General features: G+C 42.6%; 17 protein-coding genes. 11 read left to right on the top strand and 6 right to left on the bottom strand.

Going from position 1 to position 15,506, the window contains the following annotated elements; translation table 11 throughout:
* Nucleotides 1–25: 25 nt before the first annotated feature.
* Both V6C27_02065 and V6C27_02070 read right to left on the bottom strand, forming a co-directional pair.
* Nucleotides 26–1,357, bottom strand: a complete 1,332-nt coding sequence (locus V6C27_02065; GenBank protein ID MEG6615212.1) for an ImmA/IrrE family metallo-endopeptidase — start codon at nucleotides 1,355–1,357, stop codon at nucleotides 26–28.
* On the bottom strand, nucleotides 1,323–1,736 hold the full coding sequence (locus V6C27_02070) for a helix-turn-helix transcriptional regulator (GenBank protein MEG6615213.1): 414 nt from the start codon (nucleotides 1,734–1,736) through the stop codon (nucleotides 1,323–1,325). The genes V6C27_02065 and V6C27_02070 overlap by 35 nt, the downstream gene beginning before the upstream one ends.
* A gap of 148 nt (nucleotides 1,737–1,884) precedes the next feature.
* On the opposite strand from V6C27_02070, the gene V6C27_02075 reads away from it, so the two are divergent.
* From V6C27_02075 to V6C27_02110, 8 genes are all read left to right on the top strand, one after another.
* The gene (locus tag V6C27_02075) at nucleotides 1,885–2,130 is read left to right on the top strand and encodes a helix-turn-helix transcriptional regulator (GenBank protein MEG6615214.1); all 246 of its coding nucleotides are present in this window, start codon (nucleotides 1,885–1,887) and stop codon (nucleotides 2,128–2,130) included.
* A 69-nt stretch (nucleotides 2,131–2,199) separates the two neighbouring features.
* Nucleotides 2,200–2,550, top strand: coding sequence for a hypothetical protein (locus tag V6C27_02080; GenBank protein MEG6615215.1), 351 nt, complete (start codon nucleotides 2,200–2,202; stop codon nucleotides 2,548–2,550).
* Nucleotides 2,547–2,843, top strand: coding sequence for a hypothetical protein (locus V6C27_02085; protein ID MEG6615216.1), 297 nt, complete (start codon nucleotides 2,547–2,549; stop codon nucleotides 2,841–2,843). The genes V6C27_02080 and V6C27_02085 overlap by 4 nt, the downstream gene beginning before the upstream one ends.
* A 549-nt stretch (nucleotides 2,844–3,392) precedes the next feature.
* Nucleotides 3,393–3,695 carry a DUF2325 domain-containing protein gene (locus V6C27_02090; GenBank protein MEG6615217.1) on the top strand — a complete coding sequence of 101 codons (303 nt, stop codon included), beginning with the start codon at nucleotides 3,393–3,395 and terminating at the stop codon, nucleotides 3,693–3,695.
* 208 nt (nucleotides 3,696–3,903) lie between these two features.
* Nucleotides 3,904–4,461, top strand: a complete 558-nt coding sequence (locus V6C27_02095; GenBank protein ID MEG6615218.1) for a DNA-3-methyladenine glycosylase I — start codon at nucleotides 3,904–3,906, stop codon at nucleotides 4,459–4,461.
* Nucleotides 4,462–4,491: 30 nt separating this feature from the next.
* The gene (locus V6C27_02100) at nucleotides 4,492–5,139 is read left to right on the top strand and encodes an alpha/beta fold hydrolase (GenBank protein MEG6615219.1); all 648 of its coding nucleotides are present in this window, start codon (nucleotides 4,492–4,494) and stop codon (nucleotides 5,137–5,139) included.
* A 144-nt stretch (nucleotides 5,140–5,283) separates the two neighbouring features.
* Nucleotides 5,284–5,439, top strand: a complete 156-nt coding sequence (locus V6C27_02105) for a hypothetical protein (GenBank protein ID MEG6615220.1) — start codon at nucleotides 5,284–5,286, stop codon at nucleotides 5,437–5,439.
* A 106-nt stretch (nucleotides 5,440–5,545) separates the two neighbouring features.
* The gene (locus V6C27_02110) at nucleotides 5,546–6,490 is read left to right on the top strand and encodes a WYL domain-containing protein (GenBank protein MEG6615221.1); all 945 of its coding nucleotides are present in this window, start codon (nucleotides 5,546–5,548) and stop codon (nucleotides 6,488–6,490) included.
* 290 nt (nucleotides 6,491–6,780) lie between these two features.
* Here V6C27_02110 and V6C27_02115 read toward each other — a convergent pair whose 3' ends face one another.
* Nucleotides 6,781–8,616 carry a methyl-accepting chemotaxis protein gene (locus V6C27_02115; protein MEG6615222.1) on the bottom strand — a complete coding sequence of 612 codons (1,836 nt, stop codon included), beginning with the start codon at nucleotides 8,614–8,616 and terminating at the stop codon, nucleotides 6,781–6,783.
* A 156-nt stretch (nucleotides 8,617–8,772) separates the two neighbouring features.
* On the bottom strand, nucleotides 8,773–9,588 hold the full coding sequence (locus V6C27_02120) for an undecaprenyl-diphosphate phosphatase (GenBank protein ID MEG6615223.1): 816 nt from the start codon (nucleotides 9,586–9,588) through the stop codon (nucleotides 8,773–8,775).
* A 213-nt stretch (nucleotides 9,589–9,801) separates the two neighbouring features.
* On the opposite strand from V6C27_02120, the gene V6C27_02125 reads away from it, so the two are divergent.
* Nucleotides 9,802–10,518, top strand: coding sequence for a hypothetical protein (locus V6C27_02125; GenBank protein ID MEG6615224.1), 717 nt, complete (start codon nucleotides 9,802–9,804; stop codon nucleotides 10,516–10,518).
* A gap of 53 nt (nucleotides 10,519–10,571) precedes the next feature.
* Here the strand turns inward: V6C27_02125 and V6C27_02130 are convergent, their stop codons facing one another.
* Complete coding sequence (locus tag V6C27_02130) at nucleotides 10,572–11,579, bottom strand: DUF4236 domain-containing protein (GenBank protein MEG6615225.1); 1,008 nt, start codon at nucleotides 11,577–11,579, stop codon at nucleotides 10,572–10,574.
* A gap of 37 nt (nucleotides 11,580–11,616) precedes the next feature.
* Nucleotides 11,617–12,969, bottom strand: a complete 1,353-nt coding sequence (locus V6C27_02135) for an MATE family efflux transporter (protein MEG6615226.1) — start codon at nucleotides 12,967–12,969, stop codon at nucleotides 11,617–11,619.
* A gap of 371 nt (nucleotides 12,970–13,340) precedes the next feature.
* Between V6C27_02135 and dapF the strand changes: the two genes are divergently transcribed.
* Together dapF and V6C27_02145 are read left to right on the top strand one after the other, a co-directional pair.
* Nucleotides 13,341–14,198: a diaminopimelate epimerase gene (gene dapF / locus V6C27_02140; GenBank protein ID MEG6615227.1), complete on the top strand. Its 858-nt coding sequence runs from the start codon at nucleotides 13,341–13,343 to the stop codon at nucleotides 14,196–14,198.
* 110 nt (nucleotides 14,199–14,308) lie between these two features.
* Nucleotides 14,309–15,490 carry an LL-diaminopimelate aminotransferase gene (locus V6C27_02145; protein MEG6615228.1) on the top strand — a complete coding sequence of 394 codons (1,182 nt, stop codon included), beginning with the start codon at nucleotides 14,309–14,311 and terminating at the stop codon, nucleotides 15,488–15,490.
* The last annotated feature ends 16 nt before the right edge of the window (nucleotides 15,491–15,506 follow it).

The raw sequence follows: 15,506 nt of genomic DNA on the forward strand, positions 1-15,506 counted from the left end.
ACAGCCCTTTTATAATGTCGCAATGTCAAAACCTCTTATAGATAAGTTCCACATCAGTGACCATTGTTTGTCCATATTCTCTAATCTGGCGGATCAAAAAGTCTTTGTGTTTTTGTATAGTTTTGGCACTGTCAAAATCTGTGGCAAAGATAACGAAGTTGCCCTCATCCCTAATGGCCTTAGAGTTTGCCAGCGCAGTATAAAGATCCATGTTGGCATAATAACAACTGGCAATGATGTATTCCCAATACTCATATTCAATGTAGTCTTGATAGCTACCCTGTTTAAAAGTTAATAAGTCCGGTAGGTTGGGTTCCTCTATTAAGTCATACAACCCCGTTTCCTCAAAGCTGGTCATGTTGCCGCAGTTTGGGCAGTACCGATATATACCGGATAACAAAGTTGTCTCATGTAAACAAATATTGCCCAAAGCGGTACCGCATTCTTCACATACAGTGGCTTGGTTAGAAAAACTGTGGTTTTTACAGACTGGACAATATAAAATTCGGCCGTCTTCCCGGGTGTCAATATGGGGATAATACTTGCCAATTCTGGGTAGCCCTTTGCCGTCGTCGGGGTTGGCAATTTGTTGGCCGCAGACATGGCAATATTTCTGACCGGGGTCCGATATATAGGCACGGCAGTTTCGGCAAATGCGACAGATTTTATACACTCCTTTATATTGGCGACGGCCGCAATATCTGAATATACCATTGGCAATTGACTGTAGATGCTTTTGAGTATAAAAGAACCGAAAGAAATTCCGCACCAGCGTCATCTCCAAATGTTGCACCTTTACTTGATAGTTTCTTACATGCTTTGCACTTTCCTCGGCGGCATCCAAAGAAATGTCACACAATAAAGCAATTTCCTTCGGATCACAAATTTTAAACTGGTAAAGAACCGCAGTGGGTGCCAGCAGCGCTTCGGCAAACCAGTGGGCCTCCACTTCTAAAGTTCCATATTGTTCTTCCGTCAACCCACCGCGATTTAAAGCGGTTTCTTCATAATAAACCAGATGTCCCAATAAAATATGGCCAATTTCGTGGGCAATGGTCCAACGAATGCGTTCCCGGCTTTTAATAGTATCATCAAACACAATTAAATAGTCAGATGTTCCCCGGATAATTTGGACTTTAGCATCGGCACCGTTCCTCTTTAAATTATAAGGGTCTGTCACCCTGTGTGTCTTTCTCAGCTCGGTCCAGCTACACAAATATATGTTTGGCTCATTTTTGACAATTGCAAAGGGGTCCACCGGCAGCCCTTTGATGTCCAATTGCACTAAGTATTGATAGGCTCTCAATATCGCCCGCCTAAAATTAGGCTTTTTTGGAATTTTTCTTACTCTTGGCATAGGCTAGGAACATCTCCGTTTGCCGCACTAAGTCCTCTGCATCTCCTTCTTCTAAATCTGCATTTCTGGCCAAACCATCCACAATTTTGCGCAAAGCGTTGCGTTGCACTTCGGTTTTCAAGTCCGGAAACACCTTTTCAATTAAAGACACCGTTTGGTCTTGTTCATCAATGTAGCCTGCCGCCTGCAACATTTCTTCCTTGGCCACCCCTAAGGCTTCCGCTAAAGCATTCAGCACCGGTACCGATGGGTTTTGCCGTTCGCCATTTTCAATGCGGTGTACTTCGGTGTGGCTGATACCAGCTTCAATGGCCAATTTTCTTTTAGACCATTCTTTAGCTTGCCGCCGTTCTTTGACAAACTGCCCCAATGTTGCCATAAAGCAACACCTCCTGATCTTTAGTGTAACATCGTTGTAACCGAATGGCAACAATTTTATTATTTTTGAACTTCAAATTGACATCCAAAGAATGGTATGATTAAATAAATGTAACTTATAAGTTCAACTTTATAAAGGAGTGATACGATTGGTGCCAAATCGCGACTATCTTTTACAACTGGTTAGGGAGAAAGATTGGTCTGGCAGTGAACTGGGGCGGCGGATGGGCATATCCAGAACGGAAGCCAACCGCCTGCTAAACGGCAGTAGGGTGGGGGGCAAAAAAGTCATTGCTGGCTTGATGAAGGCTTTCCCCGAGGAACCTTTAAATAGGCTGTTTCTTTTGCCCACTGTGGAACCTAAAAACAACAAAGGAAAGGCAACTTCCAAATAGCCAGCGGAGCGTTAAAACTTGTAGTTTGCGGCCGGGTTTAAGGAGGGGAGAAAATTCATCATTATAAAAGTGGATGTTATCACTGGTAAGGTGCTGGTGGATAACCTGGCGGATCTGTGGCAGCAACACAACAGCAACAGCGGTTTAAGGGAACCAGTGTACCACACTAACCCGGCGCTGTTAGTGGCAAAAAAGCCGATGCACCAGCATTTGTTTGAGCGGATTAAGCATTTCAACCAAGGTCGTTATCAAAAGTGGACCAATGAGGAGTTGTATCGATTGGTAGAACTGATTTGGCTGGAGAACAGGGGTTACCAACAGGCGGTAACCCGTTTAGGCCGCAGCAAAAGTGCCTGTAAACAAATGATGTACCACATGAGAAAAGCCGGAGTGCTTATTAGGGAGGAAGAAAATAAATGAGAAGGGCAGACTTTATTGCCAGCATTAAAAAGATCGAGATATGCAACAAGGTCAAAGTAGAAAGTTGGGGTCAAACAATTAGATTAACTCTGGGTGATATCGAACTAACCAATGAAAACCTGGTGGAGTTGCGCCAATTTCGAGCCAACGAGCCGGTAAAAGTAGTAATTGAGGCAGAACAAGTTAGCTTATCTGATATTAAGACCAAAGCAACCACAGAACATTTTATCGAATTGGAAGAAAACCAACCAAACCCGCCACCCAGTGCGGTGGTGAAGGTCTTTAAATTTTAAATAAAGAGTGGTGCTGCAGGGGTGAGATTGTTGACAACTGTCACAAATTCTCACCCTTTGTCTTTGTGCCAAAAAGCTATTTACAAAAAGGGTGCAATAGGATATAATGAGAATGATAATAATTCTCAATCCCAATTTGGTGCTATTTTATAACCCGGAACGATTGGCGGAAACAATATTTAATGAGGATAATTTTTCTTTTTTTACAGCAATTTGGTTATAACCACAACATGGCGCTAGACCACTGTTGAAAAAAACTCAAAGAACACTTTGATGATTTGTGTCCCCACGAATGTGGAATATTCCTTGGTTACCCGTTAGAGGATGTCAAATATTTTATTAAGTATTCCGGCGGAGGTTGTTTACTTGGTGGCTACTGGAAGGTGTATCTTAATGTAATGGAAGCTCAGCAGCTATTTAACAAATATGATCAATCAAAAATTACCATATTAAGGTCAATGCTTAGTGGATCAATACTGTATTCATACATTAGCTATCAGCAAGTGAGTTAAGTTATTGTGCCAAAAAATAATTTATGGAGGGGAGTAGATGTCAGTATTTATAGTGGGTGGCGACAAATTGGGTAATATTGGGGATAAACTAAAAAAATATGGGTTTGATCGGGTATTTCACGAAAAAGGCAGAAAAATGATTCGAAATAAAAATTTGAATATTCCAGTAAAGACAGGCTTAGTCATTGTCCTTACAGATTTCGTTAATCATAACATTTCAGAAATGATTAAAAAGCAAGCTAAAAATAAAGAGATTCCCATTATACATACCAAACGTTCGTGGTCGGCAATATCACAAAAAATGTATCAAATACACGAGACTGGTAGTTTAGTTAAATAGTCATTTTTAAAAGCCAAGGGGGTTTATCCTCTTGGCTTTGTTAGTTTATGGCAGTTAATTGGTAATTAAAAATAACAATATGTGGATAACTTATAGCAACAAATGGAAGGAACAATTTATATAAAAATGTTATAGTTAAGTTATGCTCACATTTTTAACAGGTAAAATTACGCAGCCTGTAGAAATATGCCCTGGGGAGGTGTGGGCTTTGCAAAGATGTCCTTGGTGTGAAGGTGATGAACTGTATAGCGCATATCATGATCAAGAATGGGGCGTGCCTGTTCATGATGATCAAGTGCATTTTGAATTTTTAGTGTTGGAATCTGCCCAGGCGGGGTTGAGTTGGCTAACTGTTTTAAAGAAAAGGCCAAACTATAGAAGGGCCTATGATGATTTTAATGTGGAAAAAGTAGCCCGTTATGATGACAACAAGATTGAAGAATTAATGAATAACCCCGGCATCATTAGAAACCGCAGAAAAATTGAGGCATCCGTTAATAACGCCAAAAGATTTTTAGAAATTCAAAAGGAATTTGGCTGCTTTGATCGCTACCTATGGTCCTTTGTCGATAATCAGCCAATAAAAAATCGCTGGCAAACTGTAGATGATGTACCAGCCTATACCGAGTTGTCGGATGAAATAAGTAAGGATCTCAAAAAAAGAGGCTTTAAATTCATCGGTACCACCATTGTCTATTCCTATCTGCAAGCCGTCGGCATTGTAAACGACCATATTGTAGATTGTTTTCGCTATCATCAAATATAGTGAGAATAAAACTAAGAGGATGTGTTAGCCGTGCCTGGTAATCAAGTTGTTTTAATACACGGCTTTGCTAAAAATAGCCAAGATATGCTACCGTTACAAAATAATCTCCAGTTATTGGGTTATCAAGGGATATTGATTAATTTGCCCCTGACCTTTAAACCCCTTGAGTACAGTGTGGGGTTGTTAGAGACTGTTTTAGATGATAAATTATCAAATTTAGCGGGCAGCGAAAAAATCCACCTGGTGGGGCATAGTACCGGTGGCTTGGTGATCCGAGGTTGGTTGGCCACAACTAAGTATAAAGATAAGGTGGATAAAGGTGTGTTGTTGGCCACACCCAATCAGGGCAGCCAACTGGCCGATATGGCAGGCAGGTGTTTACCGTTGCTACCCGCCCTTTGCAAAACCCTAGCATCTCTGCAAAGTGAACGGGTAAAGCAGTTGCCTCCGCCCACTGAACTATCGGTGGAATTGGGGGCCATTGCCGGCAACAACAACAATCTGCTGCTGGGCAAGTTGCTAAAGGAAGAAAATGACGGCCGCGTGACGGTGGAATCGGTGCGCATACCGGGGTTAAAGGATTTTATGACTTTACCCTTTGGGCATCAAGAGATCCATAAAAAGTTAGAGACTGCCCAATTAATTGATCGGTTTTTACAAAGGGGCAAATTTAGATAACATCATAAATTTACTGCTGGGTCCTCTGGGTTTAATGGCAAACACAGGGGATTTTTTATTTAACAAATTTGCTTAACGGACAATATATGCCCTTTTAGTTTAGGTATAGTTGCCTCAAATGAAGTGGTTTGAGGAGGTGCAGTGTTGTACAGCAAAAAATGTTGGGCTTGTAATAAAACATCTTACAGTGCCACTGATAAAGGACGATGGATTTGTCCCTACTGTGGTAAAGATTTAACTTTTCAACCGGTAACTGAAACTAAAATATATAGAAGGAAATGTCGAAATATCACCGAATAATTAACAAACAATAACCAAACTTCCAATATTATAGCCAGTTGGCATAAAGTAGGTGATATCACAGGTGAAGGGGAAGGGCTATGCCAAAACATTTCGGATTTTATCCATGTATGATCGGTTAAATCGGGGGCAAATCATCAATAAAAACCAAGAAACCACTGCATTTAATGTGGATGAAAAAACGGTGCGAAGGGATATTGAAGACCTCAGAACGTATTTGGCAGACGCTAACCTAAACCACAGTAACGGTTCTTTATCCATTTGTTATGACAAAAAACTCAACGGTTATGTGCTCAGTGGCGATAATAGTGTCTGGCTGACCAATGAAGAGGTGCTGTTAATAGTTAAAATTGTTTTAGAGAGCCGTGCTTTGCCCCGGGAGGAGCTTAATCAACTGTTGGATAAAATTATGTTGCAGTGTATTCCTGAGGAACGAGAGCATATTAAAAAGGTAATTTTAAATGAACGTTATCATTATGTGCCGGTAAATCATGGTCAACCCTTGGGGGAAAGGATTTGGCAGTTAAGTTATGCTGTGCGGGAACACCGATTGGTTGACATAGAATACCAAAAAATAGGGCACCCTACTGCGGTCAAGCGCATGATAGAGCCAGTGGGGATTATCTTTTCAGAATATTATTTTTACCTAATTGGTTACATAGCGGGTTATGGCTATGAGTTCCCGGCGGTTTATCGGTTAGATCGCATCAAAAATTTCGTGGTTACCGATAGTCATTTTTATATACCCGATGCCCAGCGTTTTGAAGAGGGTGAATTTCGTAAACGGGTGCAGTTTATGCATCCGGGCAGTTTAATGCGCATTCAGTTTCGATTTTGGGGACCGTCATTGGAAGCGGTGCTGGATAGGTTGCCAACGGCAAAAGTGCTCAGCATTGACAAGGGGTCCGCTTTGATTGAGGCGGAGGTGTTTGGCCGGGGTATAAAAATGTGGTTACTCAGTCAGGCCCAATACTTAGAGGTGATCAAACCAGAGGACTTTAGAGCAGAAATGAAACAAACCATCCAAGCAATGCTTAACAACTACAACTAGAGGACGGTGGGTCGATGACAAAGGACGAAATACTTGGTATTGTTAGTAAATTAAGGCAGTACTCCCTTAATGATGAGACTGCGATTCCATCAATCTATTAAAGTAAATGTTCCACAGTAATCAGGAATTTTGGCAGAGAATAATTTTTGTTGGCAACCATTGTTGCGGATTTAAAGGAACTGGAAGGGATTAATAATGAATTGAAACTTTTGTACAATAGAGTGTAGTTTTAAATAGAAATACCAGCCCAGGTTTAGGCTGGTATTTTGTGTCAAAATTTTCGCTGCCAATTAAATTTTAAACTTTTCAACGGTGCTGTTCAGTTCGTTGGCCAGCTCGGCCAATTCTTGGGCAGAGCCACTCATCTGTTGAACGGTGGAGGATACCTGTTGATTGTTGGCCGCCACCTGTTCTAATCCTTGGGAGGTCTGCTTAATGCTATGGGACATCTCTTCCACAATTTCAATGGTGTGCTCAACGGCCTGTTGAATGTCACCCAGCGCAGCGCTGGCATTTCCTGCCAGTTCGCTACTTCTGCTCCGCATGGTATCGGTGGCCTGTAACATATCGCTTATTTGAGCAATGGCACCTTGTACCTCACCAATAATTTCATTGATTTCCTTGGTGGATTTAGAGGATTGCTCCGCCAGTTTTCTTACTTCCTCTGCCACCACCGCAAACCCTTTGCCGTGCTCGCCAGCCCGGGCAGCCTCTATGGCAGCATTTAACGCCAGTAGGTTGGTTTGCTCAGCTATGGCAGAAATGGCAGAGGTGATACTGCCAATCTGTGCCGAAAGGTTGGTAAGGTCACCCATGCTGCTGGCAATCTCGGTGGAAAACTCATTTATTTCATTGTTTTGTCTAATTAACAGGCCAACGGCCTTGGCCCCTTGTTGAGCCGTTACCTGAGCCTGGTGGGCTTTGTCCACCGAGCTAACTACATTCTGATAGCCGCTTTCTGCCATGGCGTTAACCTTATTGGTGGTACTGGCCACTTCTTCCATGGTGGCACTGACCTCTTGGTTGGCAGCGGCCAGCTGTTCGCTATGGGAGGCCAAGGAGTGGGAAGTTACGTTGATATCGCTGATCAGCTTTCTTAGGCTTTCACCCATGTTGTTGATGTTATGGCCCAGTTCACCCAATTCGGTATCGTAATTGACTTCAATTTTAGCGGTAAAGTCACCAGCGGCATATCGTTTTACACCGGTGGACAGCGAATTCAAAATGGCACAAAGCTTATTTACCGCCAACCAAGCGGCGACGACAATTGCCACAAACAATACACCGGCAATGGATAAAATGCGATTTATAATACTATTCTGGATTGCATAGGCATCGGCGGTGGCCTGTTCCACAAACAACCCCCAGCCGGTGCTGGGAATTTCATTGTAATAAACCAGCTGTTCTTCATTACTATAGGTGCCGCTTTCTCCGGCCAGCGCTTTTTTAACGTAGTCATTGCCAGATAAATCTTTACTTTCCTTAACCAATTGTTGGTTGGGGTGAGCGATTACTTTACCCTTTTGATCGGTAATATAAATAAAGCCCGTTTCACCAATTTTTTGGGTGTTGACTAACTCTGTCAGCGCAGACAGCGACACATCAGCAACGATGACGCCATGGAAATTTCCGTCCTGATCCTTAACTGGGTAGGATATGGCAATCACTGGATCACCGGTGACAACATCTATGTAGACATCAGAGTAGCTTATTTGGCCGCTGGATTTGGCCAATTCATACCACGGCCTAGTCCTGCCGTCGAAATCAGCGGCCATTTCCGCATGGGGCACCAGCACATCCAATTTACCATCTAAATTGCAATAATACACGTTGGTAAAGGATTCGTTGCTTTCCTTGACGGCGCTGAATAACTTGTCCATCCCTTCCAGATCAAGATTTTTAACCTCTTCGCTGGCATTTAAGGTTAATAGTACCGAGGCCTTTTCTTGTAGAAAGTTATCGATGGTGTTCTGGATGGCATGACTAAAGGATTGATTGTTTTGGTTGACAATTTTTGTTACATTGCTGGAGATGGAATTAGTTACTAAATAGCCCACTATACCGATACTGACCAATAATGTAACAAAGATTAAAATCAGCATTCTTGCTTTTAAACTTTTTACCATATTGTACTCCTTTATGCATAATTTGTTGTTTTTATATATTCTGTCATTTATTTAAAATTCCTGTTGTACTTTAGCAAAATGTAAATATTAATATGTAATTCACCATAAAAAAGCAAGGGGCAGATAATTCCACCCCTTGTTATTTTAACGATATATTTAATAAACGATGATAATGAGAATGGCCAACAAAATGCGGTAAATGGCAAATGGAACCAACTTAATGCGGTTAATCAATTTTAAAAAGAAACGAATGGACAATAGTGCAAAAATAAAGGCGCTGATAAAGCCCACAATAAAAAATGGTAGGGCATCGATGGTAAAGTATTGCCAGTTTTTAATTAGCGATAGCCCGCTGGCCCCTAACATTACCGGCACCGCCATTATAAAGGTGAAGTCCGATGCCGCCCGGTGACTCATGCCCAGCAACACCCCACCGGAAATGGTTGATCCTGAGCGGGAAAAGCCCGGCCACAATCCGATGCACTGAAATAATCCCATGCCCAGGGCTTGTTTATAGCTAATTTCATCAACGGTTTCTTTGGCAAAATTTGGACGAAACTTATCCGCGAGAATCATCAAAAATGCTCCCAACACCAGACCAATGATTACTGTTTCCACAGAAAACAAGTGTTCATCGATGTAATCCTCAAACAAGAAACCCAATACCCCGGCTGGAATTAAACCGACAATAATTTTGGTTAGGGTTAACCTTTGGGACTGGTAAATATGGCGTTTTCTGAGATCTAACAGGTCAATAAAGCGTTCTTTAAATACCACCACCACCGCTAAAATAGATCCCAGTTGGATCACCACTTTAAAGCTGTTGGCCACCGAGGAGGAGAATATCTCCTTAGAGTGCAGCAACAGATCGTCAACAATAATCATGTGACCGGTGGATGAAATGGGAGCAAACTCGGTCATCCCTTCCACCAGCCCTAAAATAAAGGCCACAAATAATGCGTATAAATCCATTAATAATCCTCCTAAAAATGTTGATTAATTCAAATGCTGTCCCCAACAAATAGTTGCCTAATATAATAAGTTATGTAACGGTGTAGATTATATCCCTTATTGCTTGATGTTGCAATGAAAAATTAAAGGTAAAAATAAATTTCGCTACCAAAATATGGAAGCATTTGGTATAATACCAATAGCTTGTACAGATCAATCCAAGGGGGTTAATGGATGAAAAAGCTTGTCAATGGCCTGGGGGTAGTTGTAATCACTTTGCTAATATTAAGCCTATATCCATTTTGGCAAATTGAGGCCGGGGAAACTGAAGTATTAACCCCCAGCTATTTTTTATCACCACCGGATAAAACCCTTGTTTATCAATATCAGCATGCAGATGGCACTGAGGGTCAATATCGGGTGATGTGGCAACAACATGCCAGCGGCGTCTATACCAATTCGACGATTTATGCTGATGGCTCTTGTGATTTTGTAAAATATCAGCTGGACAATAATCAGGTGGTTCAGTTGGATTCTGGATTTTCGGTACCCCAAAGCGAGTGGTCCAATGAACCGGTGATTGCTGGCCAGAACACAGTCTTTAGGCAAGTGGACCCAGGTGTTGGCTGGAGTAACCATTACCAAACCAAAGATGCATGGGATACTCTTTGCCGTTATCAAAGTAATTATACCTTTATGGGCTGGGAAAAAATAGTGGTGCTGGGCCAAGAGGTCACTGCCGCCAGAATTAATTGCCGTGAAGATAAAACCATAGTGTCTAAATCCCCCTTAGGTGCAGAATGGGATCAAATTCCCTTTGCTGCCACCTATGATCGCTGGTATGTTGACGGCATCGGATTAGTAAAGAGTAGTGGCGTTATTACATTTTCCGCTGACAACCAGCAATATACGGTAACCAATCAGTTGATTGACATTATAGCGGAACAATAAAAAGGAACGGACGCTGTGCCGTTCCAATGTTACTTATTTTACATCTTACTGTGTTAGTTTAAACCCAGCCTTGCGGAAACATCCTCAAAGCGGGGTTCCTCGGCATAAATTGCTTGGTAGTCTTTATTGGCTTTTTTTAGCTGACCTGCCTCTTCATACATCCGACCACGCATATACCTGGCGCAAAGCAAGAGTTCTTGGGGCCGGTGTTTTTTTCTTCTGGTGAGAGCACCCATCAGTTTAATGGCGGCATCGCTTAAGCCAAGGCGATATAACACATAGGCCCGTAAATAAAGAATGTTGGTATCGATGGGCTCTTCGTTTTCAATGTCTGCAGTTAGTTCAGCTATATCTTTCAATTCATCAATTGTGGCTGAGTGGGAATTTGCTATCAAATCAGTTAGTGAAAGTAAAATAACCTTGTCAGCGGGGTTTTGGTTCCAAATGTCGGTTAAAATGTGTAACGCCTGTTGATATTTGTTTTGCCCTTGATAGGCCTCTACCATTGCCAGCGCTAACCCTCTGGTATCAACATGAACGGGGGCTTCTATGAACTCAGTTACTTCCAAAAGCATTTCCAGGTCCCCGCTTATTTTCTGGATAATGCGCCCTAACTCCCCCGCTCTTGCTTTGCAAATATTGAAATGCCCTTCGGCCTTGGAGTAATCATCATTTCCTAGTGCAATAAAGCCACACATAAATTGGCTGTCCACTGAATTATTGTTCAGTAAAAGAATGTTGTAGGCCCCGGATTGATCCCCTTCCAAAAATCTTTTTATCCCTTGTATCAGATTTTTTTCTTCTGGGGAGGCAAATATTTGTTTTAAAAAGCCCGTTTCCGGCAGGGGTGTTGGTTTAAGACATTGCTGTTTGTTGCCTTTTTTATTGTACTGGGTATAATATAGACCGGTTCCTGGGATGCCAAAGGTGGTTCTGGTTCCTTTGGCCCCCACGGTATATTTCATTCCCCGGGGACCAAAGGAAAAGGATGCCCCTGATTTACTTAAGTTCATCGTCAGGCCAGGGGCAATTTTAATCCGTTTAAAGAAACGAAATCCCATTGCTCCATCTCCTTTCCCAATGTTAAAATTAGTCTTTTTATTGTGCCACCACTATTTTTTTATTCAATTTTCTTATTTCGCCATAGATGAATACAGCGGTAAATATTACAGACAGAAAATCGGCGATGGGGGCGGCGCGCCAAACCCCTTCGATGCCCCAAAAACGGGGTAAAATCAGCAACAGCGGAATGAAAAATAGTATTTGTCGGGACATGCTTAGGATAGCAGCTTCCCGGGCTTTGCCCACCGCTTGGAAATAGTTTGCGTTAATAATTTGGAAACCAATTACCGGTAACAGAGCAAAGAACACTAACATGGCATGGTTTGTCAAATTAATTAGTTCTTGGTCATCGCCAAATAGGCTGATGATTTCCACGGACCAAATTCTTAAAGCCACATACCCCACCACAGCGATGACGGTACCAGCAATGCTGGCGATTTTCAAAGTCTTTTTCACCCGTTGATATTGATGGGCTCCGTAGTTGTAGCCAATAATTGGTTGTGCCCCTTGGCTAATGCCCACAATGGGCATGAACAATAGGGTGGATATCCCCATCATAATCCCCACTGCCGACAGGGCTAGGTCTCCCCCATAGTTCATTAAAGCTCTGTTTAAAATTAAGTTCTGGACGCTCTGGGCAATTTGCATAGCAAAGGGCGAGAAACCAATGGCCATAATCTTTATTAAAATGGGCCACTCGGGCATTAGGTATTTGACTCTGATTTTGAGCAAGCTCTTGCCGGTAAAGAAATAACTCAACACCCAAACAGCGGACACCCCTTGGGCAACCACGGTGGCCCAAGCGGCTCCTTTGATGCCCATACCCATTTTCATAATAAATATATAATGAAGTATTATGTTGACAACCGCGCTAAGAATTTGCGTATACATGGCTATTTTTGGGTTGCCTTCCGCCCGGATAAAGTTGTTCACCCCAAAGCTGATGGAACCAAAAACTGAGCCTAGCATAATAATCTGGATATAATCCTTGGCATAGGGGAGCACATTCTCACTGGCGCCAATGGCTATTAAAATCGGCTCGGTAAACATAAAAAATATCACCGCAATGATGGCGGGGAATATCACCAGCATTAAGGTGGCATTACCCATTACCTTTTCAGCCTCATTGTTTTTCTGTTGACCCAACCGAATAGAAATTAATGCGGTGGCGCCAATGCCGAAGAGCATAGCGGCTGCAAACATAATAATCATGACGGGAAAAGCAATGGTAGTGGCTGCAAGGGCTAACGGACCCACCCCTTGGCCAACAAAAATTCTACTGATGATGTTATACATTGCGTTAACCAGCATGCCGACAATGGCCGGCAAAGAGAAATTGAGTAATAGCTTACCAATGCTTTGGTCACGCATGATGTCGCTTTGGTTCATAAAACATATCCTTTCTTAATATTTTAAGTACTAAACTATCATGCGCTATATTCTACTCCTCTAATTGATAAAAGACAAGGGATATTTAGAAATATTGCCTAAGCCAGCAAAACAATTGATTATACAGTAGGTCATTACAATAATATGTTAATGATATATGTTAATACCTTGGATTAAGGCAAACAGTGACGATAACATACTAGATTATTGTTTGAGAATTGAGTGGTTTTATACCATGCTGGTTTTGATGTATGCAGTATTATGGCAGGGATTAAATAAAAAAATATTGAATAACAACCACGGTGTAAATAAAAAAACATTGTGCTTAAAGAAACAATTAAGGAATGTGAATTTGAAGGGGGATATATGCTTTGCGGTTTACAAAGGTGCATGGTTTGGGTAATGATTTTGTGTTAGTGGACTATATAAATGGCAACGATAATCCTCCCGGTGACTTGGCAACATTGGCGCGGCAGGTTTGTCACCGCAGCTTTGGCATTGGAGCCGACGGGTTGGTGCTGCTGTGGCCATCGAACACTGCCGATTTTAAGATGCAAATACTAAATTCAGATGGCAGTGAAGCCGAGATGTGTGGCAATGCCATACGCTGTGTAGCCAAGTACGTTTATGATCATAATATTGTTAACAAGGTAAAAATCAGCGTAGAGACGCTGGCGGGTATCATGGTGCCAGAACTGATTGTAGAAAACGGTAGTGTTACCATGGTTAAGGTAGATATGGGTCAACCGCGGCTGGAAAGGGAGCAAATTCCCGTGATTGGTGCCACCGGGCAAGTGATTAACGAGAACATAATGATTGAGGGAGAAAGCTTTGGGGTGACAGCGGTTTCCATGGGTAACCCCCATTGTGTAATTTTTGTGCCTGATTTAGATAGGGTGCCGTTGACCCAGTGGGGCCCCAAGTTGGAAACTCACCCGGCCTTTCCCCAAAAGACCAATGTCGAATTTGTTCAGGTGTTAAACAAGCGAGAATTGAAAATGAAGGTTTGGGAACGGGGGGCCGGGCCCACAATGGCCTGTGGTACCGGTGCCTGCGCCACCGCGGTGGCGGCGGTTTTAAACGGTTTAACTGAGCGGGAGGTGACCGTTCACTTAACGGCCGGGCCGCTGGTTATTGAATGGGCTGATGACAACCATGTATATATGACTGGCCCGGCCAGCGAGGTGTTTACTGGAGAGTATATAGTATACAATGGGGACAAACGTTGAAAGTTTGCCAATAAATTGTTATACTGTTGTGGCAAAAATAACAATGGGTGTTATATTATGGAAACAATATAGCTGATAGATTAAAGATTCACATGAGGAGGGTGCCATGGTTGCTAGAATTTACAGAGGCCGAAAGAATTAAAAATTTGCCACCGTATTTATTTGCCCGGATTGAAAAATTGATTGCAGAAAAAAAAGAACAAGGGGTAGATGTAATTAGTTTGGGTATTGGTGACCCCGATATTCCAACCCCCAAGCATATTGTGGCTGCATTGCAAAGGGAAGCAGAAAAGCCAGCCAACCATCAATACCCATCATCGGTGGGTATGCTCAGTTACCGTCAGGCAGTGGCTGATTTTTATAACAAACGTTTTAACGTGGATTTAGATGCCAAAACAGAAGTGGTGTCATTAATTGGTTCTAAAGAGGGTATAGCCCATATCGCTTGGTGTTATCTAAACGCCGGTGATACCATTTTAGTACCAGATCCTGGCTACCCGGTGTACGCCGGCGGTGCCATTTTGGCGGGGGCGATACCGTACAATATTAAGGTTACCGAAGCCAACGGTTTTAAACCAAACTATGCCGATATTCCCAGCCAAGTGGCTAAAAAAGCCAAGATGCTATTTATCAACTATCCCAACAATCCCACCGGGGCAGTGGCGGATTTGCAGTTCTTTGAGGAAACAGTGGCCTTTGCCAAAGAATATAACATACTGGTGTGCCACGATAACGCCTATTCAGAAATTGCCTTTGATGGTTATCGACCACCCAGTTTTCTGCAGGCGCCGGGAGCTAAAGATGTGGGGGTGGAATTTGGCTCGGTATCTAAGCCCTACAACATGACCGGCTGGCGCATAGGCTGGGCAGTGGGACATCCCGATGTGGTGGAGGCCTTGGGACGGCTGAAAAGCAATTTGGATAGTGGACAATTCCAAGCTATCCAATATGCGGCCATGGCCGGATTAACCGGTCCCCAGGATGAACTGCAAAATAACATTGCCATTTATGATGAACGCAGAAAAATTGTAGTTGATAGTTTAAATGCCATGGGGTGGAATTTAAGTTACCCTAAAGCCACCTTTTATGTGTGGGCGCCGGTACCTAAGGGTTTTACTTCCACTTCCTTTGCAGAATATGTAATTGAAAAGGCCGGCGTGGTGGTTACCGCCGGTAACGGATATGGTCAGAATGGGGAAGGTTATTTCCGCATTTCCTTAACAATTCCCAAAGAAAGAATTGTTGAAGCCTTTGAACGCATGAAAGCGTGTTTAGGTAAATTGGAGTTTTGATAAGTAATAATAGAAT

The sequence above is a fragment of the Peptococcaceae bacterium 1198_IL3148 genome, assembly GCA_036763105.1.
Taxonomy (GTDB): domain Bacteria; phylum Bacillota; class Desulfotomaculia; order Desulfotomaculales; family Desulfohalotomaculaceae; genus JBAIYS01.